This window comes from Nocardioides sp. (assembly GCF_024509035.1).
Classification (GTDB): Bacteria; Actinomycetota; Actinomycetes; order Propionibacteriales; family Nocardioidaceae; genus Nocardioides.
On record NZ_JANINT010000262.1, the window covers coordinates 1 to 23,989 of the forward strand.

Below are 23,989 nucleotides of genomic sequence, written 5' to 3' on the forward strand. Positions count from 1 at the left end.
CCGATGACCGCCTTGTAGTTGGCCAGTGGCTCCCCCATGCCCATGAAGACGACGTTGGAGACGCGTCCCGGACCGCCGGGGACCTCGCCGCGGGCCAGCACGCGGGCGCCGGCCACGACCTGCTCGACGATCTCCGCCGTCGACATGTTGCGCTGCAGACCGCCCTGGCCGGTGGCGCAGAACGGGCAGGCCATCCCACAGCCGGCCTGGCTCGAGACGCACATCGTCGCCCGGTCGGGGTAACGCATCAGCACCGACTCCACCAGGGCGCCGTCGAAGAGCTTCCACAGGGTCTTGCGCGTCGTGCCGCGGTCGGCCTCCATCGTCCGCAAGGGCGTCATCAGGTGCGGCAGCAGGCCCGCGACCAGCTCCTCGCGCTGCCCGGCGGGGAGGTCGGTCATCTCGGCCGGGTCGTCGACGAGCCGGGCGAAGTAGTGCGTGGAGAGCTGCTTGGCGCGGAACCCGGGCAGCCCGAGCTCCTGGGCGTACGCCGTCCTCTCCTCGAGCGAGAGGTCGGCCAGGTGCCGCGGCGGCTTCTTGCGGCCGCGCGGCTCGTCGAAGACCAGGGGCAGGGAGGTGCGCTCGGAGTCGGACATCAGGGCTCGATCATCCCATCCGGGTGGGCGCCCGGGCGATTCGTCACCGGCGCCCGGCGGTGCTGCGGGTCAGCTCTGGTAGTTCACCAGGTACCACAGCACGATGCCGCTCACGCCGCCGACCACGAGCGCGGTCACGGCCATGCCGATCAGCATGTAGCGCCCGAACCGCCGGGTGCGGGGCGCGATCACCAGACCGATCGGGACGGCCAGCGTGACGAGCACCAGCGGGAACAGGTCCTCGGCGGTGTGGTAGTCGAAGATCCAGCCCAGGATCGCGGCGAACAGGCCCGGGACCACGATCACGAACGCCAGACCGGTGAAGAAGCCGGTGAGCGAGGTGAACGTCGGGTGGTCGCGGTGCCACCAGTCCGGCACCCGCTCCTCGGCGGACGCCGGCCCCTCGGTCGTGTGGACGGTGTGGCCCGTCTCGTCAGCGTCGGTCGACATCAGTGCGACTCTACGGCTGGATCGACCGCGATGACGTCCGGCATGCCGAGCGACGCCCAACGGTCCAGGTCGGGCTCGACGCCCCGCAGCTCGGCCGCCAGCACGGTCCAGGCGGTCCCGTGGCCGACGAGCACCAGGTCCTCCCCCGGGTGGTCGGCCAGGAGCAGCCGGACCGTGGTCACCACCCGCTCGCGCGCCGTCGCCAGCGGTTCCCAGCCGGGGTAGGCCGACCGCTCCGGATCGGCGAAGGCACGGCGTACGACGGCCTCGAAGTCCTCGATCCAGTCGGAGGTCTCGCGCACGTGCTCGCGCAGCCCCTCCACGATCCCGACAGGACGGTCGGTGAGCAGCTGGGCGGTCGCGATCGCCTTGGACTCCGGCGAGGTGAACCACCGGGCGTCCTCGGGAAGTCGCCCCGACTCCCGAAGCGTCCAGATGTCGTCGAAGCCGGCCGGGTCGAGCTCCCAGGCGCTGGGCATCAGCCCCGGCTCGGGGAGCGAGCGACCGTGACGGACCAGGTGGAGCATCAGTAGACGAGGTAGTGCAGCGTCAGCCAGATCGGGGCGATCGTCGCCAGCAGGGAGTCGAGCCGGTCCATCAGACCGCCGTGGCCCGGGATCACGTGGCTCATGTCCTTGATGCCGAGGTCGCGCTTGATGACCGACTCGCACAGGTCGCCGAGGGTCGCCATGACGACCGCGATCAGGCCGAGCACCAGGCCCACCCACCAGTCGCCGTCGAGCAGGTAGACCACGAGCGCCCAGCCGGCGAGCAGGCAGAACACCACCGAGCCCGCGAAGCCCTCCCAGGACTTCTTCGGCGAGATGACCGGCGCCATCGGGTGCCGTCCGAACAGCACGCCGGCGACGTACCCACCGATGTCGGAGGCGATCGTGACGAGCACGAACGCGACGATGCCCTGCACGCCCGCGTCGTCGAACCCGGCGGCGTTGGCGCCGCCGCCCTCGGACAGCAGCAGCGTGACGAACGAGCCCAGGAACGGGACGTACACCAGCGTGAAGACCGCGGCGGTGGCGTTCTGGACGTAGCCCGGGACGCCGCGCTGGAGCAGCCACAGCATGATCACCAGGGCCGTCACCGCGGTCGCGGTGACCAGCGCAGGGGCGCCCCAGAAGTAGGCGACGACGACCATGACGACGCCGCCGACCATGAGCGGCTGCTCGGGCAGGTCGATGCCCTTGGCGTGGAATCCGCGGTGCAGCTCCCAGATCGCCACCACGACCGCCGCGGCGACGATCAGCATGAACGCCGTCTTCCAGAACAGCAGCGAGAGCGCGATCGCGCTCAGCAGCACCACGGCGGACGCCACCGCGGCCCGCAGGTCACGACCGGCGCGGCCGTGGTCCTTGGCGGGCGGAGCGGGCGGCGAGGACAGAGGCGTCGCGGACGGAACGTCGGACATGGGGATTCCGACTGCTCAGACCTCGAGCAGCTCGGCCTCCTTGTGCTTGAGCAGCTCGTCGATCGCGTCGGTGTGCTTCTTGGTCATCGCGTCGAGACGCTTCTCGGCGCCCGCGACGTCGTCCTTGCCGACCTCGCCGTCCTTCTCGAGCTTCTCGAGGTGCTGCTTGGCCGTGCGGCGCAGGTTGCGGACGGCGACGCGGCCGTCCTCGGCCTTGCCGCGCGCGACCTTGATGTACTCCTTGCGGCGCTCCTCGGTCAGCTCGGGGAACACGCAGCGGATCACCTTGCCGTCGTCGGCGGGGTTGACGCCCAGGTCGGAGTCGCGGATCGCCTTGAGGATGTTGTGCATCGCACCCTGGTCGTAGGGCGCGATGAGGATGATCCGAGCTTCGGGGGCCGTGAACGACGCGAGCTGCTGCAGCGGCGTCGGCGTCCCGTAGTAGTCGACGACGATCTTGTTGAACATGGTCGGGCTGACCCGGCCGGCCCGGATCGCCGCGAACTCCTCGCGTGTCGCCTCGACCGACTTGTCCATCTTGCTGTCGGCCTCGTGGAGGATGTCGTTGATCACGGGTGCTCCTTGCGTTGCTGGTCGGTGCTCGTCGTCGTGCTCGAGTCGGAACTGGCAGTCGTCGCTCAGCCGGCGCTCACGAGCGTCCCAATCTTCTCACCCTGGACGACGCGCAGGATGTTGCCCTCCGGCTCCATGCCGAACACCACCATCGGGAGCTTGTTCTCACCACAGAGGGCGAACGCCGTCTGGTCCATGATCCGCAGGCCGCGCGCGATTGCCTCGTCGTAGGTGAGCTCGTCGAACTTGGTCGCGGTGGGATCGAGGTGGGGGTCAGCGGTGTAGACGCCGTCGACACCGTTCTTCGCCACGAGCACCACGTCGCACCTGCTCTCCAGCGCGCGCTGGACGGCGACGGTGTCGGTGGAGAAGAAGGGCATGCCCATGCCGGCGCCGAAGATCACGACCCGGCCCTTCTCCATGTGCCGGATGGCGCGGCGCGGGATGTAGGGCTCGGCGACCTGACCCATGGTGATCGCGGTCTGGACCCGGGTCTCGATCCCGAGCTTCTCCAGGAAGTCCTGCAGGGCCAGGCAGTTCATCACGATGCCGAGCATGCCCATGTAGTCGGCACGGACCCGGTCCATGCCGCGCTGCTGCAGCTCGGCACCCCGGAAGAAGTTGCCGCCGCCGGTCACGACGGCGACCTGGACGCCGGCGTTGACCACTCCGGCGATCTCGCGGGCGACGGTCTGGACGACGTCGGGGTCGACGCCGACCCCACCGCCCCCGAACATCTCCCCTGACAGCTTCAGCAGGACGCGCTTGTATCCGGTCACGGGCTGCTCCTCAGGTGGGCGGGACGCGAGAAGGCCGGTCCGATGATCAGGATCGCTGTCATCGAACCGGCCTCCTCGTGTGTACGTCTGGCTAGAACCTATCTGCTTACGCGCCGACCTCGAAGCGGGCGAACCGCTTCAGGGTGGTGCCGGCCTCGTCGAGCACGGCCTTGACGGTCTTCTTGTTCTCGGTGACCGACGGCTGCTCGAGCAGCACGACGTCCTTGAAGAAGCCGTTGAGGCGGCCCTCGGTGATCTTGGCGATCGCCTGCTCGGGCTTGCCCTCCTCGCGCGAGGTGGCCTCGGCGATCTCGCGCTCCTTGGCGACGATGTCGGCGGGCACCTCCTCACGGGTGAGGTACTGCGGGCGCATGGCCGCGATCTGCATCGCGGCGCCGCGGGCGCCGGCCTCGTCACCGTCGTACTCGACGAGCACGCCGACGGCGGGCGGCAGGTCGGCCGCACGCTTGTGCATGTAGGCGACGACCGGGCCGTCGAAGTAGGCCACCCGGCCCAGCTCGATCTTCTCGCCGATGGTGATCGCGAGGTTCTCGACGACCTCGGCGACGGTCTTGTCACCGAGCTTGACGGCCTTGAGGGCCTCGGCGTCGGCGGCCTTGGCCTCGTTGGCGGCGTCGGCGATCTGCTGGGCGGCCGCGACGAAGTCGTCGCCCTTGGCCACGAAGTCGGTCTCGCAGTTGAGCTCGACCAGCGCGCCACCGGAGGTGACGACCAGGCCGGCCGAGGCCTCGCGCTCGGCACCCCGCTCGGCCATCTTCTTGCCCAGCTTGATGCGGATGAGCTCAGCGGCCTTCTCGAAGTCGCCGTCGGCCTCGTCGAGCGCCTTCTTGCAGTCCATCATGCCGGCGCCGGTGAGCTCGCGGAGCTTCTTGACGTCGGCGGCGGAGATGTTCGCCATGGTCCTTCTTCCTCGAAGTAGTGGAGGGTGTCGCGGGTGATCCGGCGACCGGACGAGCGCCCGGTCGCCGGATCAGGCCCGGTCAGGCTTGCTCAGGCCTCGGTGGTCTCGGCGGCCGGCTCCGCGGCGGCCGGCTCCGTGGCGGCCGGCTCCGTGGCGGCCTCGGCAGCCTCGGTGGCCTCCGCGGCCTCGCTGGCGGCACCGGTCGCCTCGGCGGCCGGGGTCTCCTCGGTGGCGGCGTCACCGCCGGTGGCGGCGACCGCGGCCTGCTCGGCGTCACCGGTCAGGAGCTCGCGCTCCCACTCGGCCAGCGGCTCCTCGGCGCCCACGGCCTCGGTGCCCTCGCCGGCCTTGGCGCCGGAGCGGGCGATGAGGCCCTCGGCGACGGCGTCGGCGACGACGCGGGTCAGGAGGCCGACGGCACGGATGGCGTCGTCGTTGCCCGGGATCGGGAAGTCGACCAGGTCGGGGTCGCAGTTGGAGTCGAGGATGCCGATGATCGGGATGCGCAGCTTGCGCGCCTCCTCGACAGCCAGGTGCTCCTTGTTGGTGTCGACGATCCACACCGCGGCGGGGGTGCGGGTCATCTCACGGATGCCGCCGAGCGACTTGTTGAGCTTGTCGCGCTCGCGACGCATCTGCAGCAGCTCCTTCTTGGTGCGGCTGCTGCCGGCGACGTCGTCGAAGTCGATCTCGTCGAGCTCCTTGAGGCGGTTGATCCGCTGGTGCACCGTCTGGAAGTTGGTGAGCATGCCGCCGAGCCAGCGCTGGTTGACGTAGGGCATGCCGACGCGGGTCGCCTGCTCGGCGATCGCCTCCTGGGCCTGCTTCTTGGTGCCGACGAACATGATCGTCCCGCCCTTGGCGACCGTCTCCTTGACGAACGCGTAGGACCGGTCGATGTAGGCCAGCGACTGCTGCAGGTCGATGATGTAGATGCCGTTGCGCTCGGTCATGATGAAGCGCTTCATCTTCGGGTTCCAGCGACGGGTCTGGTGTCCGAAGTGCACGCCGCTCTCGAGCAGCTGGCGCATGGTGACGACTGCCATGTGTGTCTCCTGTTGTGTCGGGCACCGCCGCCGTTGCCGCCCGGCCTTCAGCAGGCCGGACCGGGGCGGACCCGGTCGTTGTTTACAGTTGCTGCACCCGACGGGTGTCGGCTGCCCTGACGCTCGCGCGCGGCCCGACCGTCCGGTTGCCCGGACGGACTGAGGGTCGGCGCCCACGGGTGGTCGAGCCCTCGGAGGTGCAGGGCCCGTCGCGGTCTGCGAGCGTGCGAAGTCAATCCGCAAGGATTGCTTCGGTCAGGGTAGTCGCCGCGCCGCGGTGCCGCCAACTCGCGGCCCGCCCACCGTCCACAGCCTCGCGCGGCGCCGGCGTCTCCCCAGGCCCGCGCACCTCACGTGCCGGACGACGCGCGGGCGGGCAGGGTCGATCGTATGGCCCGTCGACTCCTGCTCCTCGTCCTCCCGGTGCTGGCTCTCGTGGCGGCGGCGGCCGGCCCCGCACGCCCGGACCGGGCCGACCCGGTGGGCGTGTGGCCGCTGGCTCCCGTCCCCGAGGTCGTCTCCGGCTTCGATCCTCCGAGCGATCCGTGGGGCCCCGGGCACCGCGGCGTCGACCTGCTGGGCGCTCCCGGACAGGCGGTGCGCACCGCGCTCCCCGGCCGGGTCTCCTGGGCCGGCCCGCTGGCCGGTCGCGGCGTCGTGGTGGTCGACCACGGCTCGACCCGCACCACCTACGAGCCCGTCGACGCCACGGTCGAGGTCGGCAGCCCGGTCGAGGCCGGGGACCGCATCGGTCGGCTCTCGGCGGTCGGCTCGCACTGTCCCCCGCGCGCGTGCTTGCACTGGGGCTGGATCGCCGGGGGTCGGATCGAAGGCGAGACCTACCTGGATCCCTTGCGTCTGGTCGGCGCCGGGACGGTGCGCCTGCTGCCGCTGTGGCGCGAGGAGCCCGTCGGGACGCCGTACTCCGAGCCTCGACGCCCCGTCGTGCCGGTCCTCCCCTACACCGGATGGGCGCCGGCGATCACCCTGCTGCGGATGATGATCGGGTGAGTCATGCTCGCGGGTGCGCCTGCTGGTAGGCGCGCCGCAGCCGGTCGGTGCTGACGTGGGTGTAGATCTGCGTGGTCGCCAGCGAGGCGTGGCCGAGGAGCTCTTGGACCGAGCGCAGGTCGGCACCCCCCTCCAGCAGGTGGGTCGCGGCGGTGTGGCGCAGTCCGTGGGGTCCGATGTCGGGCGCTCCCGGCACGTCGGCGATCCGCCGGTGCACGACGGTGCGCACCGCGCGCTGGTCGATCCGGCCGCCGCGGGCTCCGAGGAAGAGCGCGGCGCCGCTGTCGGGGACCGCGAGCCTCGGCCGGCCCTGCTTGATCCAGAAGTCGAGCGCCCGGGCGGCCGGGCGCCCGAACGGCACCGAGCGCTCCTTGCGCCCCTTGCCGAAGACCCGCACGACGTTGCGCTCGCGGTCGAGGTCGTCGACGTCGAGTCCGACGAGCTCGCCCACCCGGATGCCGGTCGCGTAGAGCAGCTCGAGCATCGCGACGTCACGCAGCCCCACCGGGCTGCCGTCGTCGGCGTGCTCGGCGGCCGCGCGCACGAGCTCGGCCGCCTCGTCGGTCCGCAGCACCGGGGGCAGCGCCCGGTGGGCCTTCGGGGCGCCGAGGCTGGCGCCGGCGTCGACGGGCGCACGGCCGGTGCGCGCGAGCCATGCGGTGAAGACCCGCGCGGCGGTCGCGCGCCGGGCGAGGGTGGTGCGCGAGCGGCCCATGGTCTGCTGCTTGGCCAGCCAGCTGCGCAGGGTGCGGAGATCGAGCTGGTTCACGTCCATGTGTCCGAGTCGCGCGGCGTGGTCGAGGAGACCCGCCACGTCGCCGACGTAGGCGCGCACGGTGTGCTCGGTCAGGTCACGCTCGGCGGCGAGGTGTCGCTCGTACTCCCCGAGCACGCGAGCCATGGCCTCGGGCAGCCCGGCTGGCACGTCCTCGTCGCTCACACGCCCGAGTCTAGGAAGCCGGCGGCCTGGTCCTCGCGAGCCAGCGCGGCGAGCCGCCATCCGCCGGGGACGTGTTCGGCCAGGCCGTGGCGAGCCAGCGCGGCGAGCACCTGCCGCGCGTCGCCGACCAGGAGGCCCGCGGTACGGGCGATCGAGGCCTCGGGCGCGGCGCGGGCGGCCGGGACCGCGTCGAGCACCTGACGCTCGCGGGTCGTCAGCCGGTCGCGCGGGCGGACCGGGCCGCGCCGTACCTCCACGAGGTGCTCCCCGGCCGCACTCACCGACTCGAGCACCTCGGGGCCGGACGTGACGAGGGTGGCCGCCTGGGACCGGATCAGCTGGTGCACGCCCTCCGAGGGGGCACTCGTGACCGGGCCCGGCACGCCCATGACGGTCCGGTTGAGCCGGTTCGCCCAGTTGGCGGTGTTGAGCGCCCCGCTCCGGATGGCGGCCTCGACGACGACCGTCCCCGAGGTGAGTGCGGCTATGAGGCGGTTGCGCGCGAGGAAGCGGATCTGGGTGGGCGCCCATCCCGGAAGCGCCTCCGACACGACGGCTCCGTGGGCACCGATGTGTGCGATGAGCTGAGCGTGGGCGACCGGATAGACACGGTCGGCCCCACAGGCGAGGACTGCGACGGTCGCCCCGCCACCGGCGAGCGCACCTCGGTGGGCCGCTTGGTCGATGCCGTAGGCAGCCCCCGACACCACGACTCGGCCGGCGCCTGCCAGGGCTGCCGCGAGGTCGGCGGCGACATCGGCGCCGTAGGTGGTCGCCGACCGGGACCCGACGATCGCCACCGAGCCGGCGAGCTCGTCGAGCCGCGCCGGACCGCGCACCCACAGGCCGACCGGGACACCGCCGCGCCGGAACAGGGCCGGCGCGGTGGCCAGGTCGCCGAGCTGGACCGGCCACTCCTCGTCGCCGGGGATCACGAAGCGCAGGCCGACCCGGGTGGCGTCGGCGAGCGTCTGCTCGGGATCGAGCGCCGCTCGTCGCGCGTCGGGGTCGGTCTGCAGGTCGTCGATGCGGTGACCGCTGAGCAGGAGGTCGAGGACGGCGGGTGCGCCGAGCTGCGTGACCTGGTCGAGCAGCCGCGGATCGCCGGGCTCTCCGATCGCGCACAGCGCCACCCGGGCCAGCCGGTCGTCGGTGGTCATCCGACGCGCTCCAGCATCGTGAGCAGCAGCGGGTCGCCGGTGCGCAGCCGCAGGGCGGTGTCGACCTCGTCGAGACCGGGCTGCTCGAGCCTGCGGAGGTCGGCCACGGTCCACGCGAGCCGGTGCACGCGGGTGGCGCCGCGGCGGCTGAGCCGGCCGGCATAGAGCTGGTCGTCCACCGCCTTCTGGGCGGACTTCGCCAGCGGCCAGCGATCGCGCAGCGCCGGACCCGGGGCATGGGCGTTGAGCCGCCAGCTCTCGCCGTCGTACCGCTCCGCCTGCCGCGCGCGGGCCTCCTCGACCCGGCGGCGCACGGTCGCAGAGGACTCGCTCGGGACGAGGTCGACCACGGCGTCGTGGCGCCGAAGCGCCGGGAGGTGGCGGGTGATGTCCACGCGGTCGGCGACCGGTCCGGTGACCTTGCTGCGATAGGCGCGGCGCTGGGCCTCGCGGCACACGCAGCGGTTGTGGCGCACATCGCCGCTGTAGTCGCCGCACGGGCACGGGTTGGCTGCGAGCACGACCATGCCCCGAGCCGGCAGCGTGACCGACTCGTCGCGGCGGGCGACGGTGATGTCGCCGTTCTCGAGCGGCTGGCGCAGCGCCTCGATGACGTCGGCGTGGAAGAGCGGGAACTCGTCCAGGAAGAGGACACCCGTGTGTGCCTTGCTGACCTCGCCCGGTCGCACGACGCCGAGACCGCCGCCGATGAGGCTGGTCTTGCTGGCGTCGTGGTGGGGGGCGGAGAACGGCGGCCTGGTCGGGAAGCCGGACTCGGGGTCGAGGATGCCGGCCAGGGAGTGGATGGCGCTGAGCTCGAGGGACTCGGCGGCACTGAGGTCGGGAAGGATGCCCGGAATCCGCTCGGCCAGGCTCGTCTTGCCGCACCCCTTGGGGCCTGAGAGCAGGAGGTGGTGACCTCCCGCCGCCGCGACCTCGACGGCGTAGCGGGCGTCGTCGACGCCGACGAGGTCGGCCAGGTCGAGCTCGTCGAGCCGCTCCTGGCCCCGCCAGGCCAAGAGGCGGGTGCCGGATGCCGGGGACACCGGTGGAGCCTCAGGCACCTCGTCGTCGCCGCGCAGGACGGCGACGACCTGGCTCAGTGACCGCACGCCGATCACACTCATGTCGCGCACCATCGCGGCCTCCGCTGCCTGCGGTTCGGGGACGAACACCGCGCGGATGCCACGCTCGGCGGCCGCCATCACCATCGGGAGCACCCCGGTCGCAGACCGGAGATGGCCGTCGAGGGTGAGCTCGCCGATGAACGCCGTGCTCTCGAGGGCGGACACCGGCACGCTGCCTGCGGCCGCCAGGACCGAGACCGCGATGGCGATGTCGAAGTGGGTGCCGCTCTTGGCGAGGTCGGCCGGCGAAAGGAGGATCGTGATGCGCCGGGTCGCGGGCCAGTCGAGATGGCTGTTGACGATCGCCATCCGGCACCGGTCGCGGGACTCGTTGATCATCGTGTCCGCGCGGCCGACCATCGTCACCCCGACCTGGCCGGGCGAGACGTCGGCCTGGACGTCGATCAGGTGGCCCACGGCACCGTGCAGCGAGACGGTGTGGGCGGTCGCGATGGGCATCAGCCGATCCCCCGCACGTGGTCGAGGATCGAGGAGCCGCGACGCGGTCGGACGATGCCGACCATGTCGATGCGGACGTCGCGGACGGCCACGCCGCGCTCCTCGATCCAGCGGCCGGCCAGACGGCGCAGTCGCGCGAGCTTGATGTCAGTCACCGCCTCGTGGGGCGTGCCGTAGCGCACGCTGCTGCGGGTCTTGACCTCACAGACGACCAGCACGTCGCCGTCGCGCAGCACGAGGTCGATCTCGCCGGCCTCGCACCGCCAGTTGCGGTCGAGCAGCACCATGCCCTGCGCCACCAGGTGGCGCATCGCGAGGGTCTCGCCGTAGGCCCCGAGGGCCTGCTTGATCGCCGCAGTCGTCGAACTCGTCATCTCTCGACCTCCTGGCGCAAGCCTGGGCGGAGGGAGGGACGGCGGGGGCGGGTCGCGGCCGGGTCTGTGGACGGTGCGGTCGCGGATGCGGGTTGTGGACGGCGGGCGGGCCGAGGAACGCGGTCAGCGGGTGCTGGAGCGCGTGACCAGCGACCACGGAGCCGTCGATGAGCGCGGTCGCCGGCCGAGAGCCGCCCGGGCGCAGGTCGCTCCCTGCTCGCGCATCGACTGGTGCACGGTGGTCAGGCCGGCCCCTGCGGCGGCGGGGAGGTCGTCCCATCCGGTCACGGCCAGGTCGCCCGGCACGGCCAGGCCCAGGGTGTCGGCCGCTCGCAGCACGCCGAGGGCCATCTGGTCGCTCATCGCGGCGATGGCGTCCGGAGGACCCGGCGACGTGAGCAAGGCGGTCGCGGCCCGCTCGGCCTCGGCCGGGTCGTTGCGGGCGCACACCGCGACGACGACGTCCGACCACGGTGTCCCGGCCTCCTCGGCCGCCTCGCGGTAGCCGGCCAGCCGGTCCCGCGTCACCGGGAAGCCCACGTCACCGAGCTCGCCCAGCTCGGCACCACGGGTGATCGACGCGACCCGCTCGCGCGACAGCGGGTGGCTGATGACCGCAGGCCGACTGGCGCCCGCGAAGGCGACGTCGCCGACCGCCCGCGCGGCGGCCCGGTTGTCGATGCTCACCTGGACGAGCCCGCGGACCCGGGAGCCGTTGTGGATCACCGCCGGACGCCGCGTCGCCAGGACGGCTGCGAGGGTCGGGTCGTCGTCCGCCGTCGTCCAGACGACGAACCCGTCGACCGCGGCGTCGGCGATCCGCTCGGCGTCCTCGGGCTCGCCGGTGATCGGCAGGATCGTCATGCCGAACCCGCGCTCCGCGCAGACCTCGGCGATCCCGGCCATGAACGCCACCGCTGCCGGGTCGTCGAACGCGTACGTCAGGTGCTCGCCGAGCACGACCCCCAGCGCCAGCGTGCTGCCGCGCCGCAGCGACCGGGCGCTGGGGTGCGGACCGGCGTACCCGAGCTCCTCCGCGGCCGCGAGCACCTTGGCCCGCGCCTGCTCCGAGACCCGTTCGGGGCGGTTGTAGGTGTAGGAGGCGGTCATCACCGAGACACCCGCCAGCTCGGCGACCCGGGCCAGCGTCGCCCGTTTGGATCCCGGAGTATCCGCCATGCCAGGACCCTAGCGTGTGTATCGTTACACGCATGCCCCAGGGATTCGTGCGCGATCGGCTCACCTGGGTCATGTACCTCGTGCTCGGCTGGTTCGCCTATCTCCAGGCGGCCCCGGGCCTCGTCGTGCCGCACCTGCGCGACGAGCTCGACCTCAGCTACTCCGTCGGCGGCCTGCACGTCGCTGCGTTCGCCGCGGGCAGCATGCTCGGCGGGCTCGTCTCGCCGCACCTCGAGAAGGTGCTCGGCCGCGGCTCGCTCCTGTGGAGCTCGACGGCGCTCATGGCCGCCGGCACCGTCGGCCTGACGGCCGGCCAGACGGCCGCCATGACGATCGCCTCGGTCTTCGTCATGGGATCCGGCGGCGGCGTCCTGCTGGTCACGCTGCAAGCGGTCCTGTCCGACCAGCACGGCGACCACCGCAGCATCGCCCTCACCGAGGCCAACCTGTCCGCGAGCGTCGCCTACATCGTGCTGATCGGGGGCCTGTCGCTGGCGGCCGCGCTGCATCTCGGATGGCGTACGGCGCTCCTGGTGTCGTTGCTCGCTCCCCTGCTGCTGTGGTGGAACAACCGCGCCCTGCCGATGGCCGCTCCCCCGGCGACCTCCGTGGCCGCCGAACCTCTGCCGCGGCCGTTCTGGATCGCGGCCGGCATCCTGGTCTGCACGACCGCCGCCGAGTGGTGCGCGACCGGCTGGGGCGCCAGCTTCGCGGAGGAGGCCGCCGATGTGTCGGCCGAACGCGCCGTCTCGATGATGGCCGGCTTCTTCATCGGCGTCCTCGCCGGGCGGACGGTCGGGAGCCGCCTGGCCCGCCGGATCGAGCCGACCACCCTCCTGGGCGCGGCCCTGGTCCTGAGCGCGCTCGGGTTCAGCGTGCTCTGGACGTCGACCTCGGTGCCCCAGACCGTGCTCGGCCTGACGGCCCTCGGCCTCGGGATCGGCAACCTGTTCCCCATGGGCATGTCGATCGCGGTGTCACTGGCCCCGGGCCGGGCGGTCCTCGCTACCGGGCGTGCGGTCACGGTGACCTCCCTGGCCGTCCTGGTCGCGCCTCTCACGGTCGGCGCCCTCGCCGACGCGACCTCGCTCAAGGCCGCGCTCCTGGTCATCCCGCTGATGCTCGGCCTCGCCGCCCTCGGGCTGGCCGCCGTCCTGCGCGCCGCCGCGCCGGTCGAGACCTCGGTCTAGCGGGCTCAGCCCCGGAGGGCCGCGTCGTTGCACACGGCCGCCGCACCGTAGAGGTCAGCACCCGCGAGCTCGAGCCCCAGGAGATCGCTCAACGGCCCGACCAGAGCCGCGTCGAGGGTCACCAGCGTAGGGGCGAGCAGGCTCGAGACCGCAGTCTGCACCTGCTGGAGCAGCGTCGTCGTCAGGGCGTTGGTGAGCATGAGCGGCACCCCGAGCAGCGTCACCGTGATCGACGGCGCGGGGTCGTCCACCATCACGCTGAGACCGCTCAGACCCAGGACTCCGGCCCCGGTCTTCTTCGGACTGGTGTCGTTGGGCGGGAGCAGCAAGACCTGTCCGGGCTTGTTGACCGTCCCCTGCTGAGTGCTGACCTTGGCGGTGAGGTCGATCGTGATCTTCGCGAGCGCGGGCAGTCCCAAGGCATCCGTGACCCCGAGCTTGCCGGTGATGGTGAGCGGGACCGTGACACTGGTGCTCAGCAGCCCGGTCGTGACGTCCGCGGTCAGCTGGTCGACGCTCCCGGCGACGGCTGTCTTGCAGCTGATGTCGGTGAGGTCCGCCCGCGACCGCGCGAGGCCGACGTGCACGGACGCCGAGCCGGCGGTCGTCGACAGCTCGGTGATCAACGGGATCGTCACGGGCGGCAGGGAGAGCAGCGTGCCCGTGAGGTCGACCGACGCCTCCTGCGACGTCGCCGTGGTCTCGCCCACCCGCCCGCACTGGAAGTCCGGAGCGTCGATCAGGCTCAGGCTGCCGCTCACGTTGGAGAGCCCCAGCGACAGTCCGAGGTCCTCGACCGCCACGGCGTTCGAGCCGTCGGCGATCAGCGCGGCCGTGGTGATGAGGTCGAGCGCGTTGAGGCTCATCGCGAGCGCGGACTCGTTGCCCTGCTCCAGGCCGAGGACGGTCCCGAGGTTCACCGGATGGGCCGCGATCGGACCGATCCCCGTCTCGATGGCCTCCAGGAGCTGGATGGCAGCCGTGTTCGGAGGATCCTGGTTGCTCAGCACCGAGATCATCGCCGCGTTGAGGTCACCGACCGAGATGGCCTGGTCCGCGAGCAGCTCATCGACCGTGCCGACCTGTAGCGCGTCCACGTCCACGAGGTCGAGGAGCGTGAGGTTCGCGTTCGCCAGTCCCTGGTAGCTGGCCGCCGTCACGCCTCCGGCCAGGAGATCGACGCCCAGTGCCTGGTCCAGCAGTCCGTTGAGGATCGCGATCGCCGACGCGTCGCCGGTCTGCACGGCAGCGGCAACGGAGCCGACCTTCAGGCAGGCCGACTCGTCCGCTTCAGCGATGGCCGTCCGAGAGGCCCCACCACTGCCCGGATGGAAGGCGAAGTCGACGCTCGTTGCCGCCGTGACCTCGACCGCCGTGGCGATCTCGTCGGCCGCGCCTGGCACGAAGTCGCCGTTGGCGTCGAGCTCGCCGAACTCGGCATCGACGTCGGGTGGGTCGCCGAGGGTGTCCGGGTTGCGAGCGACACTCGCAGCGATCGCCGAGGCCTTCAGCACCTCGAGCTCGGCCGTCGTGCGCTCGCCCATCAGCCGGGCGAGGTCGAGTGCCACGACGTCCGCAAGAGCCTGCATGTCGCGCCGAGCGACTCGCTGCATCCCGATGTCGACCGTGAAGGCCGCGACGGCGATCAACAGGACCATGGACACTGCGACCAGTGGCACGACAGCCCCGGACTCGCTGCGGGCGCGTGCCATCAGCTCACCTGTGCCACGGCCCGGTAGACGAGGTGGTCAGGCGTGACGAGGCCCAGGCCCGGCAACGCCGGCACGAGAGGCTCGTCTCCCCAGTTGTAGTCCAGCTCCACGCTGACGCACGTCGCGGAGCCGCAGGTGTCTGCTGCGTTGATCGTGCAGGTCATCGCTCCGGTGCAGTCGACCCCGTAGCTGTCGAGCGCCTCCTCGACCGCGGTCCGTGCCAAAGCGCTGCGCTGGACATCGGAGGTGCCCGCGAGGGTCACCGCCGCTGCCCGGGCCCCTTCAGCGGCGGCCTGGCTGATGGCCTGCCGGAAGCTGAGCATGTAGCCGTAGCTGATGATGCCGAACAGGATCACGAGCAGCAGGGGCACCACGAGCGCGAACTCCACCGCCGCGGCGCCGCGCTCGTCCGCGCGCCCGCGCCGTCGGCGCACCACCCCACCGGCCATCGGTCCCACCTCGACGTCGTACGGCCGGTCGCCACGGCCGCGTGGGGGTCAGGTTAAGTGGCGTGGACCACGCGCGCAGGAGAATCGCACGAACTGGTCTGGTCCGCGCTCGGCCCCGGGTCGGCTCAGGCCTTCGGCGGGTCGATGTCCGAGGGGCTGAGCTCCTCGACGTTCACGTCCTTGAACGTCAGGACCTTCACGTTCTTGGCGAACCGCGCGGGGCGGTACATGTCCCACACCCACGCGTCGCTCATCGAGACCTCGAAGAACACGTCGCCGGCCTCGGTGCGGGCCTTCACGTCGACCTGGTTGCAGAGGTAGAACCGGCGGTCGGTCTCGACGACGTACTTGAAGATGCCGACGACGTCGCGGTACTCGCGGTAGAGCGTCAGCTCCATCTCGGTCTCGTACTTCTCGAGGTCCTCCGCGCTCACAGGGGCGACTCTATCCCGGCGGCGACCTCGAGCCCGGCGGCACGACGGACGTTGACGAAGCGCATCCGGTGGATCGGCGACGGGCCGTGCTCGGCGAGAGCGGCCGTGTGCACGTCGGTGATGTAGCCCTTGTGGGTCTTGAAGTCGTACGCCGGCCACTGGGCGTCCAGATCGGTCATGATCCGGTCCCGGGTGACCTTCGCCAGCACCGACGCCGCCGCGATGCAGGCGGCGACCCGGTCCCCCTTCCACATCGCCAGGCCCGGGACGCCGAGCCCGTCGACCGGGAACCCGTCGGTGAGCACGTACGCCGGCGGCAGCTCCAGCAGCGCGACCGCACGCCGCAGCGCCTCGACGTTGGCCACGTGCATGCCGAGGCGGTCGCACTCCTCGTGCGACACCACCACGACCGACCAGGCCGACGCACGCCTGACCACCTGCTCGTAGCAGCGCTCGCGGGCCTTCTCGGTCAACAGCTTGGAGTCGGCCAGGCCCGGCACGATCCCGGCCTTGCCCGGCGGCAGGATCGCCGCTCCGGCGACCAGCGGCCCGGCGCAGGCCCCACGGCCCGCCTCGTCGACCCCGGCGATCGGCTCGATGCCGTGTCGGCGCAGCGCGCGCTCGTAGCCGTACATGCCGGCGTCCTTGCGGATCGTCGACCCGCGGGGCAGCTCACTCATGACACATCCGGACCATGGCTAGGACGGATCGGGCACGTCCGCGAAGGTGTCGGGACGATGCAGGAACTTGAAGTGGTTGCTCGGCCAGAGCAGCACGAACACCTTGCCGACGACGTCTCCGACGTCGACGTAGGGATTCTTGGTGCAGTCGGTCTCGTCGGGTTTGCACATGTGGAACGAGGAGTCGGCGGAGTTGTTGCGGTTGTCGCCCATCACGAAGATGTGGCCCTTCGGGATCGGCCCGATCTCCCAGTCCTTGCCACAGCTGTCGACCATCGGCCCGTAGCACTCCGCGCCGCCGAGCCGAGCGTAGGACTTCTCGTTGAGGGGCTGGCCGTTGACGAGGATCCGGCCCTGGGCATCACAGCAGGAGATCGTGTCCCCGGCGACACCGATGACCCGCTTCACCAGGTGGCCGCCCGAGGGGTAGAGGCCGACCTTGGACAGCAGCTTCGCCACGCCGTTGGTCGGACCGGCGGACTCCTCGGCGCTCAGCCAGCCGTTGGGGTCCTTGAACACCACCACGTCGCCTCGCTGCGGGCTCCCGCCGAACCAGTAGGAGACCTTCTGGACCAGGATCCGGTCGTTCTTGACCAGTCCCGGCTCCATCGACTGCGACGGGATGTAGAAGGCCTGGACGAACAGAGCCTTGATGACGATCGCGAGCACGACGGCGATGCCGAGCAGCAGGATCGTCTCCTGCCAGACGGGCAGGTGCTTCTTCTTCGCCGGCTTGGCGGGCACCGTGGAGGCCTCCGCGGAAAGCGAAGACCGCGACCCACTTTCGTCGGCTTCGACGGACGTGGAGTCGCGGTCTTCAGGAGTCACGCTGAGAGCGTAGTCAGGAAGGCTGAGAAAACGCTCAGGCCTCGCGGCGCTCCTTGATCTTCGCCTTCTTGCCGCGCAGGTTGCGCAGGTAGTAGAGCTTGGCGCGGCGGACGTCACCGCGGGTCACGACCTCGATCTGCTCGAAGATCGGGGAGTGCAGCGGGAAGGTGCGCTCGACACCGACGCCGAAGGAGACCTTGCGGACGGTGAAGCTGCGGCCCACGCCGGAGCCCTGGACGCGGATCACGACGCCCTGGAAGACCTGGACGCGGGAGCGGTTGCCCTCGACGACCTTGACGTGCACCTTGACGGTGTCACCGGCGCGGAACTCCGGAAGGTCGGTGCGCTTGCTGGCGTTGCCGAGCTCGGCAATGACGTTGCTCATGTCTCTCCTCGCGAGTGCCACAGGTCAGCCGCGGTATCGGAACCGTTGAGTTGTGGACCCCGTCGTGGTGGCCGGCGGCACCATGTCCCCCCTGTGGCAGGGACCGGTGCGGACCCCTGCGAGACGTTGTCCCGCGGGCGGTCCTTGTTTGGCCGACTGGGCCGAGGAGCAAGTCTGCCACAGCGGGGCCGCGGTCAGAAAATCACCTGCGGACCGGCTTGGTCATCCGCACCGTGCCCGGCTCGACCTCGCCGCGCAGCCGGTACCCGGCCTTCTTGTACATGCGCTGGTTGCGGCTGCTGCCCGCGCCCGTGAAGAGCGCGTACGTCGTCGCCTCGGGCGGGACGAGCTCCTCGATGCGCGTGAGCAGCGTGCGCCCCAGGCCCCGGCCGGCGAGGTCGGGCGCCACCATCAGCCGGCCGACCTCCCACGCGTCGCCGTCCAGCGATGCCCGCACCCCGCCGACCAGCCGGCCGGCCGAACGGGCGACGACCACGGTGTCGCGGGTCAGCCACGACCGCAGGTCGTCGAGGGACTCGTGCAGCGCCGGGATCCGGACGCCCGGGTTGGCGTGCATCTCCTGGACCCAGCAGGCCAGCTGCAGCACGTAGAGCTCGGCCGCGTCGGCCGGCTCGGCGGCCCGCAGCTCGACACCCTCCAGCAGGGTCGAGGGCGGCAGCAGGTCCGGCCGGCGCTCCGCCGTACGGCGCTCGGCCTGCTCGCGCCGCCACGCGGCGATCGCCGCGTGGTCGCCTGACAGGAGCACCGGCGGCACGTCACGACCGCGCCAGGTGGGCGGCTTGGTGTAGACGGGATACTCCAGCAGCCCGTCCTCGTGGGACTCCTCGACCAGCGACTCGGCGTTGCCCATGAAGCCCGGGACCAGCCGGACGACGGCCTCGGTCACGGCGAGCGCGGCGACCTCTCCCCCGTTGAGCACGTAGTCACCGAGCGAGATCTCGCGCAGCTCGGCCCGGTCGGCCACCTCGTCGAGCACCCGCTGGTCGATGCCCTCGTAGCGCCCGCACGCGAACACCAGCCGCTCCCGGGTCGCGAGCTCACGCGCGACCGCCTGGGTGAACGGCTGGCCCGACGGCGTCGGGACGACGACGGTGACCCGGTCGCGCGGCTCGTCCCCGAGGACGGCGTCGAGCGCCTCGCCCCACGGCTCCGGCTTCATCACCATGCCGGCACCGCCGCCGTACGGGGTGTCGTCGACGGTGCGGTGCCGGTCGTGGGTCCAGTCGCGCAGGTCGTGCACGCGCACGTCGATGAGGCCCTTGTCGCGGGCCTTGCCGGCCAGCGAGAGACCCAGCGGCGCCAAGTAGTCGGGGAAGATCGTGAGGACGTCGATGCGCATCAGTGGTCATCACCGTCCTCGGGCAGCGGCGTGACGAGCCCGGGACGGTCGGCGATCACGACCCGGCGGCCGGCGAGGTCGACCTCGGGGACGAGCGCCTTGACGAACGGCACCAGCGCGTCGCGACCGTCGGGGGTCCGGACGGTCAGCAGGTCCTGCGCTCCCCCGTGGACCAGCCCGGTCACCTCGCCGAGCGCCGCGCCGGAGACGTCGTACGCCGCCAGTCCGATCAGCTGGTGGTCGTAGAACTCGTCGGGATCGTCGGGGGTCGCGTCGGCCGGGATGTCGGCGTGCAGCAGGATCCCGCGGGCGGCCTCGGCGGCGTTGCGGTCGGGGATCTCCTCGAAGCGGACCAGCAGCACCGACTGGTGCCACTTCGTCGCGGCGACGGTGAGCGAGCGCAGCGGGCTGTGGGATCCGCGGGGTGCCTCGACCCGCAGCACCGAGCCGACGGCGAAGCGGCGGTCGGGCTCGTCGGTCCGCACGTCCACGGTCACGTCGCCCCGCAGCCCGTGCGGCTTGCCGATGCGCCCGACGAGGACCTCGATGGTCTCCAACGCTCTCTCCTGAAATGTGCAGAATGGGTGCCGCCCCGTGCGGGGCGGCACCCATTCAAGCGGGATGGTCCGGTATCAGCGACGCCGGTCCACGTCGACGAAGTCGATCCGCGCGCCGCCGCGACCCGCCAGGGCGGAGATCACGGTGCGGAACGCCGTGGCGGTCCGGCCGCTGCGGCCGATCACCTTGCCGAGGTCGTCGGGATGCACCCGGACCTCGAGGATCGAGCCGCGGCGCAGCTGCTTGTCCCGGACGCTCACGTCGTCGGGGTGGTCGACGACGCCGCGCACCAGGTGCTCGAGCGCCTCGGCGAGCATGGCGCTCAGGACTCCGCCTTGTCCGAGCCCTCGGTGCCCTCGGCGGCCTCGACAGCCTCAGCCGCGACCTCGGGGGTCTCGTCGGCCGGCACCGGGGCGGGAGCCTCGGCGGGCGTCTCGGCGGCAGCCTCGGTCTCCTCCGGCTTGGCCTCGGCCTTCTTCTTCGAGGCGGCCTTCTTGGTCACGGCGTCGCCCTTGGGCTCGCTCGCGGCCTCCTTGAGGGCCTCGTTGAAGATCTCGAGCTTGTCGCGCTTGGGCTCGGCGACCTTGAGGGTGCCCTCCTGGCCCGACGTGCCCTTGAACTTCTGCAGGTCGCCGGTGATCTTGAAGATCTTGGCGACGGCCTCGGTCGGCTGCGCGCCGACGCCGAGCCAGTACTGCGCCCGCTCGGAGACGACGTCGATGTACGACGGGTGCTCCTTGGGGTGGTACTTGCCGATCTCCTCGATCACGCGACCGTCGCGCTTCTTGCGCGAGTCGACGACGACGATGCGGTACTGCGGCACCCGGACCTTGCCCAGGCGCTTCAAACGGATCTTGACGGCCACGTTTGTGGTGTCTCCTCGGAAGTTGTGTGTGGGTGAAGGCACCGTGACCAGGTGGGGAAAGCACCGGCCGGGACCTTCGATGGGCTCTACGGCGTCCGGGTGAGAGGGTCCGGGCGCGCAGGACTCAGCGGCCCAGTGTGCCAGACCGCATCGACGCCGGGAAATCGGGCAGAGTCGATCCATGAGCCAGCTGCCGCCACCCTACGGCCCGCACCCCACCGGTCCCGGGCCGGCCAGGCCACCGAAGCCCCGTCCGAGCGCGGGGTGGTTCGCCGTCGGCATCGTCCTGATCGTCGGGGCGGTCGGGGCCGGGGTGGGACTCTTCGTCTGGACGCTCTCGGGGTTCTCGGACACCGACGTCACGGTGGCGCGCGACGGCCGGGCTCACGCGGTCGCGCTCACCGCCGACCACGAGCAGATGCTCTGGAGCTACGACTTCGACCGGCAGCCGGACTGCCGCGTGGTCGACCGGTCGACCGACGAGGAGGTCCCGCTCCGGCGCCCGGGCGGCGACTTCCGCCGCAACGCCGGCAGCGCCGGCGACTGGGTCGGCACCTGGCGTTTCGACTCCGGCTCCGGCGACCTCGAGATCACCTGCTCACGCTCGGGCTCGACGCCGCTCTCGACGGTCGAGATCGGGCCGGCCCCGCGGATCGGCAGCTTCGTCGTCGGGATCCTGGCCACCATCCTGGTGCCACTGGCACTCGGCCTGGCCGGAGTCATCGTCCTGCTCGTGACCGGGATCCTGTGGTCGCTGCGCCCCGCGCAGCCACGCTGACGACCGACGACAACCAACACCGGGCCGCCGGCGTCCCACCGGCATGACCCTCTCCCAGCGGCACCCCTGGCTGCGCCCGGTGGCGGTCCTCGCGCACCGCAGCCGCCGCCGGGTGCGGTGGCTCACGTGCGGAGCCGAGTGGGCGTCGTACCGCTCCCCCGCCGACCTGCCCGTGCGAGCGCACCGGCACGCCTCGCTCCTGCTGCGCCGGCTCGACGGCGCCGACATGGCGCTCCAGCACAACAAGGTGGTGAACCTGCGGCTCGCCAGCGCGCGCGTCGACCGGTTGGTGATCCGGCCCGGGGAGACGTTCTCGTTCAACAAGGTCGTGGGCGACTGCACCCGTCGCAAGGGCTACATCGAGGGCATGCGGCTCTCCGACGGTGCGCCGGTGCCCGGCGTCGGCGGCGGCATCTGCCAGCTCGCCAACCTGCTGCACTGGATGTTCCTCCACTCCCCGCTCACCGTCCTGGAGCGCAGCGAGCACAGCTTCGACCCGTTCCCCGACCACGGTCGGGTGCTGCCGTGGGGCGTGGGCTGCACGATCGTCTACAACTACGTCGACCTCGTGGTGCGCAACGACACCGCGACCACCTTCCAGCTGCGCACGTGGGTGGGCGAACGGCACCTGCACGGCGAGCTGCGCGCCGACCGGGAGCTGCCGGTGTCCTACGCCGTCGAGGCCCGCGGCGAGCGCTTCGAGACGGGCGCGGACGGGCTCGTTCGTCGCAGCAACGAGATCTGGCGGACCGTGATCGACCGGCGCACCGGCCGCCCTGTCGCCGAGGAGCTGGTGCGGCGCAACCGAGCAGTGGTGAAGTACGCCGCGGGTCACCTCGTTCGCTGACCCGCGCAGCCCGCACCTGAGATACTCGCTGGCGTGTCCGACGTCTCGGTGGAAGCGCGACCCGTAGCCCTCGTCATCGACGATGACCAAGACACTGTCGACCTCCTGGAGATCGTGCTGACCCAGGCCGGGTTCGAGGTGGTGACCGCGACGAACGGCGCCGACGGCATCGCGATCGCCCTGGAGCACCGGCCCGCCCTCGCGACGATCGACGTGACGATGCCGGGCATGGACGGTCTGGAGGTCACGCGCCGGGTCCGCGAGGCGACCAGCACCTACATCGTCATCATCAGCAGCCGCTCCGACGAGCACGACGTGCTTGCCGGGTTCGATGCGGGCGCCGACGACTACGTCCCCAAGCCCATCCGACCGCGCGAGCTGCAGGCGCGCCTCGCCGCGGTCGCCCGACGACCGCTCTCGTCGATCACCGACGGCTCCGCGGAGGTCTGGGAGCCCGCCGCGGCCCACCCGCCGGCTGCGCGGCACCTCCATGTCGTCCCTGGCACGGGGATGCCCGCGGAGGACGGGCGCCACGGCCCCGAGGGCATGGCGGAGCGCGGAGTGCGGTTCGTCGGCAGCTGGATCGAGTTCAACGGGCTGCGCATCAACCCCTCGCGCGACCTGCTGGTCGTCGACGACCGGCTGGCCAACGCGCTCCCGGAGCAGGTCAAGCTCATCGAGACGATGCTGTACGCCGGCACCTCGACCCTCGGCTGGCGGCAGCTGGCGCTGCGCTACCGGGGCGAGACCGAGGAGACGTCCACCAGGAGCCCGGTGGAGGACCGCGCGTGGTTCGACTCCGAGCTCGGCGCGCTGTTGACGATGATCGGCGACGACGCCGCCGTGCCCCGGTGGTTCCGGGTGCGCAAGGGCCGGATCGGGCTCGTCGACCCCATCGGGTGAGCCGCTCCGGGCGGGCTCGCTCAGGCGACGACCCGGCCGCGCAGCACGACCGCCGAGGGGCGTAGCAGGACCGAGAGATCCAGCAGCGGATCGGCCGGGTAGACGACGAAGTCCGCCGGCGCGCCCTCGTCGAGGCCGGAGTTCCAACCGAGCCACTCCCGCGCCCGCCACGACGCGGCGCCGAGCGCGTAGTCGACCGGCAGACCCAGCGCGGCCATCGCGATGACCTCGCCCGCCAGGTTGCCGTGCCGGCTGATGCCGCCACCGTCGGAGCCGGCGTAGAGCGCCACCCCGGCCTCGTACGCCGCCATGACGGTGTCGCGGCGCCGGATGTAGAGGTCGGTGATCGTCGAGGTGTACGTCGGGAACTTCGCGCGCCCGGCGGCGGCGTACTGCGGGAACTTGTCCAGCTGCATCACCGTCGGCACCAGCGCCACGCCACGCGACGCCATCGTCTCGACCTGGTCGGGGTGGAGGCCGGTGCCGTGCTCGATGCAGTCGATGCCGGCCTCGAGCAGCCCGGCGAGCACCTCGTGGCCGAAGCAGTGGGCCGTCACCCGGGCGCCGTGCTCGTGGGCGACCCGGATCGCCTCGGCGAAGGCCTCGGCCGGGAAGGACGGCGCGAGGTCGCCTGCGTCGCGGGAGATCCAGTCGCCGACGAGCTTGACCCAGCCGTCGCCGCTCTGGGCCTCGCGGGCCACGACGGCGGGCAGCTCCTCCGGCTCGACCTCGTGGGCGTAGTTGCGGATGTAGCGCTTGGTGCGGGCGATGTGGCGGCCGGCGCGGATCAGCCGCGGCAGGTCCTCGCGCTCGTGGATCCAGCGCGTGTCGGCCGCCGAGCCGCAGTCGCGGATGAGCAGTGCCCCGGCGTCGCGGTCGGCGACGGCCTGCTGCTCGGTCGCCTCTTGCGAGATCGCGCCGTCGTCGTCGAGCCCGAGGTGGCAGTGGGCGTCGACCAGGC

The 23,989-nt window shown here is 71.7% G+C and carries 28 protein-coding genes and 2 pseudogenes; 5 read left to right on the plus strand and 25 right to left on the minus strand.

The window, feature by feature from the left end; all coding sequences use genetic code 11:
• The 8 genes and pseudogenes from Q0L15_RS17875 to rpsB all read right to left on the minus strand — a co-directional run.
• Positions 1–596 (minus strand): annotated as a pseudogene (locus tag Q0L15_RS17875) (radical SAM protein); the annotation flags it as partial.
• Between the two features lie 69 nt (positions 597–665).
• Positions 666–1,046 carry a hypothetical protein gene (locus Q0L15_RS17880; protein ID WP_296605805.1) on the minus strand — a complete coding sequence of 127 codons (381 nt, stop codon included), beginning with the start codon at positions 1,044–1,046 and terminating at the stop codon, positions 666–668.
• Positions 1,046–1,573 (minus strand): histidine phosphatase family protein, encoded by a 528-nt coding sequence (locus tag Q0L15_RS17885; RefSeq protein WP_296605806.1) that lies wholly within the window; start codon positions 1,571–1,573, stop codon positions 1,046–1,048. Before Q0L15_RS17885 ends, Q0L15_RS17880 begins: the two co-directional genes overlap by 1 nt.
• On the minus strand, positions 1,573–2,469 hold the full coding sequence (locus tag Q0L15_RS17890) for a phosphatidate cytidylyltransferase (protein ID WP_296605807.1): 897 nt from the start codon (positions 2,467–2,469) through the stop codon (positions 1,573–1,575). The genes Q0L15_RS17885 and Q0L15_RS17890 overlap by 1 nt, the downstream gene beginning before the upstream one ends.
• A 15-nt stretch (positions 2,470–2,484) precedes the next feature.
• Positions 2,485–3,039: a ribosome recycling factor gene (gene frr, locus Q0L15_RS17895; RefSeq protein ID WP_296605830.1), complete on the minus strand. Its 555-nt coding sequence runs from the start codon at positions 3,037–3,039 to the stop codon at positions 2,485–2,487.
• 68 nt (positions 3,040–3,107) lie between these two features.
• Positions 3,108–3,821, minus strand: a complete 714-nt coding sequence (pyrH, locus tag Q0L15_RS17900) for a UMP kinase (RefSeq protein WP_296605808.1) — start codon at positions 3,819–3,821, stop codon at positions 3,108–3,110.
• 106 nt (positions 3,822–3,927) lie between these two features.
• On the minus strand, positions 3,928–4,740 hold the full coding sequence (tsf, locus tag Q0L15_RS17905; RefSeq protein ID WP_296605809.1) for a translation elongation factor Ts: 813 nt from the start codon (positions 4,738–4,740) through the stop codon (positions 3,928–3,930).
• A 92-nt stretch (positions 4,741–4,832) separates the two neighbouring features.
• On the minus strand, positions 4,833–5,789 hold the full coding sequence (rpsB, locus tag Q0L15_RS17910) for a 30S ribosomal protein S2 (protein ID WP_296605810.1): 957 nt from the start codon (positions 5,787–5,789) through the stop codon (positions 4,833–4,835).
• 390 nt (positions 5,790–6,179) lie between these two features.
• Here rpsB and Q0L15_RS17915 point away from each other — a divergent pair, with 390 nt between their 5' ends.
• Positions 6,180–6,800, plus strand: coding sequence for a murein hydrolase activator EnvC (locus Q0L15_RS17915; RefSeq protein ID WP_296605811.1), 621 nt, complete (start codon positions 6,180–6,182; stop codon positions 6,798–6,800).
• Position 6,801: 1 nt separating this feature from the next.
• Here Q0L15_RS17915 and Q0L15_RS17920 read toward each other — a convergent pair whose 3' ends face one another.
• The 5 genes from Q0L15_RS17920 to Q0L15_RS17940 all read right to left on the minus strand — a co-directional run bounded on the left by Q0L15_RS17920 (position 6,802) and on the right by Q0L15_RS17940 (position 12,039).
• Positions 6,802–7,740, minus strand: a complete 939-nt coding sequence (locus tag Q0L15_RS17920; RefSeq protein WP_296605812.1) for a tyrosine recombinase XerC — start codon at positions 7,738–7,740, stop codon at positions 6,802–6,804.
• Positions 7,737–8,900, minus strand: a complete 1,164-nt coding sequence (gene dprA / locus Q0L15_RS17925) for a DNA-processing protein DprA (protein WP_296605813.1) — start codon at positions 8,898–8,900, stop codon at positions 7,737–7,739. The genes Q0L15_RS17920 and dprA overlap by 4 nt, the downstream gene beginning before the upstream one ends.
• Positions 8,897–10,486 carry a YifB family Mg chelatase-like AAA ATPase gene (locus Q0L15_RS17930; RefSeq protein ID WP_296605814.1) on the minus strand — a complete coding sequence of 530 codons (1,590 nt, stop codon included), beginning with the start codon at positions 10,484–10,486 and terminating at the stop codon, positions 8,897–8,899. Before Q0L15_RS17930 ends, dprA begins: the two co-directional genes overlap by 4 nt.
• The gene (locus Q0L15_RS17935) at positions 10,486–10,860 is read right to left on the minus strand and encodes a YraN family protein (RefSeq protein ID WP_296605815.1); all 375 of its coding nucleotides are present in this window, start codon (positions 10,858–10,860) and stop codon (positions 10,486–10,488) included. Before Q0L15_RS17935 ends, Q0L15_RS17930 begins: the two co-directional genes overlap by 1 nt.
• Positions 10,861–10,983: 123 nt before the next feature.
• Positions 10,984–12,039 (minus strand): LacI family DNA-binding transcriptional regulator, encoded by a 1,056-nt coding sequence (locus Q0L15_RS17940; RefSeq protein ID WP_296605816.1) that lies wholly within the window; start codon positions 12,037–12,039, stop codon positions 10,984–10,986.
• A 32-nt stretch (positions 12,040–12,071) separates the two neighbouring features.
• Between Q0L15_RS17940 and Q0L15_RS17945 the strand changes: the two genes are divergently transcribed.
• Positions 12,072–13,229, plus strand: a complete 1,158-nt coding sequence (locus Q0L15_RS17945; protein ID WP_296605817.1) for a sugar MFS transporter — start codon at positions 12,072–12,074, stop codon at positions 13,227–13,229.
• Between the two features lie 5 nt (positions 13,230–13,234).
• Here the strand turns inward: Q0L15_RS17945 and Q0L15_RS17950 are convergent, their stop codons facing one another.
• From Q0L15_RS17950 to rpsP, 11 genes and pseudogenes are all read right to left on the minus strand, one after another.
• Positions 13,235–14,941, minus strand: a complete 1,707-nt coding sequence (locus Q0L15_RS17950) for a pilus assembly protein TadG-related protein (RefSeq protein ID WP_296605818.1) — start codon at positions 14,939–14,941, stop codon at positions 13,235–13,237.
• A complete protein-coding gene (locus Q0L15_RS17955; protein WP_296605819.1) occupies positions 14,941–15,390 on the minus strand; it encodes a TadE/TadG family type IV pilus assembly protein in 450 nt (149 codons plus the stop codon). The genes Q0L15_RS17950 and Q0L15_RS17955 overlap by 1 nt, the downstream gene beginning before the upstream one ends.
• Positions 15,391–15,515: 125 nt before the next feature.
• Entirely contained in the window at positions 15,516–15,824 is a 309-nt protein-coding gene (locus tag Q0L15_RS17960; protein WP_296605820.1) for a DUF2469 domain-containing protein, read from the minus strand.
• Positions 15,821–16,504, minus strand: a complete 684-nt coding sequence (locus tag Q0L15_RS17965; protein ID WP_296605821.1) for a ribonuclease HII — start codon at positions 16,502–16,504, stop codon at positions 15,821–15,823. Before Q0L15_RS17965 ends, Q0L15_RS17960 begins: the two co-directional genes overlap by 4 nt.
• A gap of 18 nt (positions 16,505–16,522) precedes the next feature.
• On the minus strand, positions 16,523–17,248 hold the full coding sequence (gene lepB / locus Q0L15_RS17970) for a signal peptidase I (protein WP_296605822.1): 726 nt from the start codon (positions 17,246–17,248) through the stop codon (positions 16,523–16,525).
• 118 nt (positions 17,249–17,366) lie between these two features.
• Complete coding sequence (rplS, locus tag Q0L15_RS17975) at positions 17,367–17,717, minus strand: 50S ribosomal protein L19 (RefSeq protein WP_296605823.1); 351 nt, start codon at positions 17,715–17,717, stop codon at positions 17,367–17,369.
• A gap of 202 nt (positions 17,718–17,919) precedes the next feature.
• Positions 17,920–18,294: a GNAT family N-acetyltransferase gene (locus Q0L15_RS17980; RefSeq protein ID WP_296605831.1), complete on the minus strand. Its 375-nt coding sequence runs from the start codon at positions 18,292–18,294 to the stop codon at positions 17,920–17,922.
• A gap of 102 nt (positions 18,295–18,396) precedes the next feature.
• A pseudogene (trmD, locus tag Q0L15_RS17985) lies at positions 18,397–19,077 on the minus strand (tRNA (guanosine(37)-N1)-methyltransferase TrmD); the annotation flags it as partial.
• Positions 19,077–19,634, minus strand: a complete 558-nt coding sequence (rimM, locus tag Q0L15_RS17990; protein WP_296605824.1) for a ribosome maturation factor RimM — start codon at positions 19,632–19,634, stop codon at positions 19,077–19,079. The pseudogene trmD and the gene rimM, both read right to left, overlap by 1 nt.
• A gap of 75 nt (positions 19,635–19,709) precedes the next feature.
• Positions 19,710–19,952: an RNA-binding protein gene (locus Q0L15_RS17995; protein WP_011756695.1), complete on the minus strand. Its 243-nt coding sequence runs from the start codon at positions 19,950–19,952 to the stop codon at positions 19,710–19,712.
• Positions 19,953–19,957: 5 nt separating this feature from the next.
• Positions 19,958–20,500 (minus strand): 30S ribosomal protein S16, encoded by a 543-nt coding sequence (rpsP, locus tag Q0L15_RS18000; protein ID WP_296605825.1) that lies wholly within the window; start codon positions 20,498–20,500, stop codon positions 19,958–19,960.
• 181 nt (positions 20,501–20,681) lie between these two features.
• Between rpsP and Q0L15_RS18005 the strand changes: the two genes are divergently transcribed.
• The 3 genes from Q0L15_RS18005 to Q0L15_RS18015 are packed head-to-tail and all read left to right on the plus strand — an operon-like array spanning position 20,682 to position 23,028.
• Complete coding sequence (locus Q0L15_RS18005; protein WP_296605826.1) at positions 20,682–21,278, plus strand: hypothetical protein; 597 nt, start codon at positions 20,682–20,684, stop codon at positions 21,276–21,278.
• Between the two features lie 43 nt (positions 21,279–21,321).
• Positions 21,322–22,125, plus strand: a complete 804-nt coding sequence (locus Q0L15_RS18010) for a VanW family protein (protein ID WP_296605827.1) — start codon at positions 21,322–21,324, stop codon at positions 22,123–22,125.
• A 33-nt stretch (positions 22,126–22,158) separates the two neighbouring features.
• Positions 22,159–23,028, plus strand: a complete 870-nt coding sequence (locus tag Q0L15_RS18015; protein ID WP_296605828.1) for a response regulator — start codon at positions 22,159–22,161, stop codon at positions 23,026–23,028.
• Positions 23,029–23,048: 20 nt separating this feature from the next.
• Here Q0L15_RS18015 and Q0L15_RS18020 read toward each other — a convergent pair.
• The coding region (locus Q0L15_RS18020; RefSeq protein ID WP_296605829.1) for an amidohydrolase family protein at positions 23,049–23,989 on the minus strand (941 nt) is incomplete at its 5' end.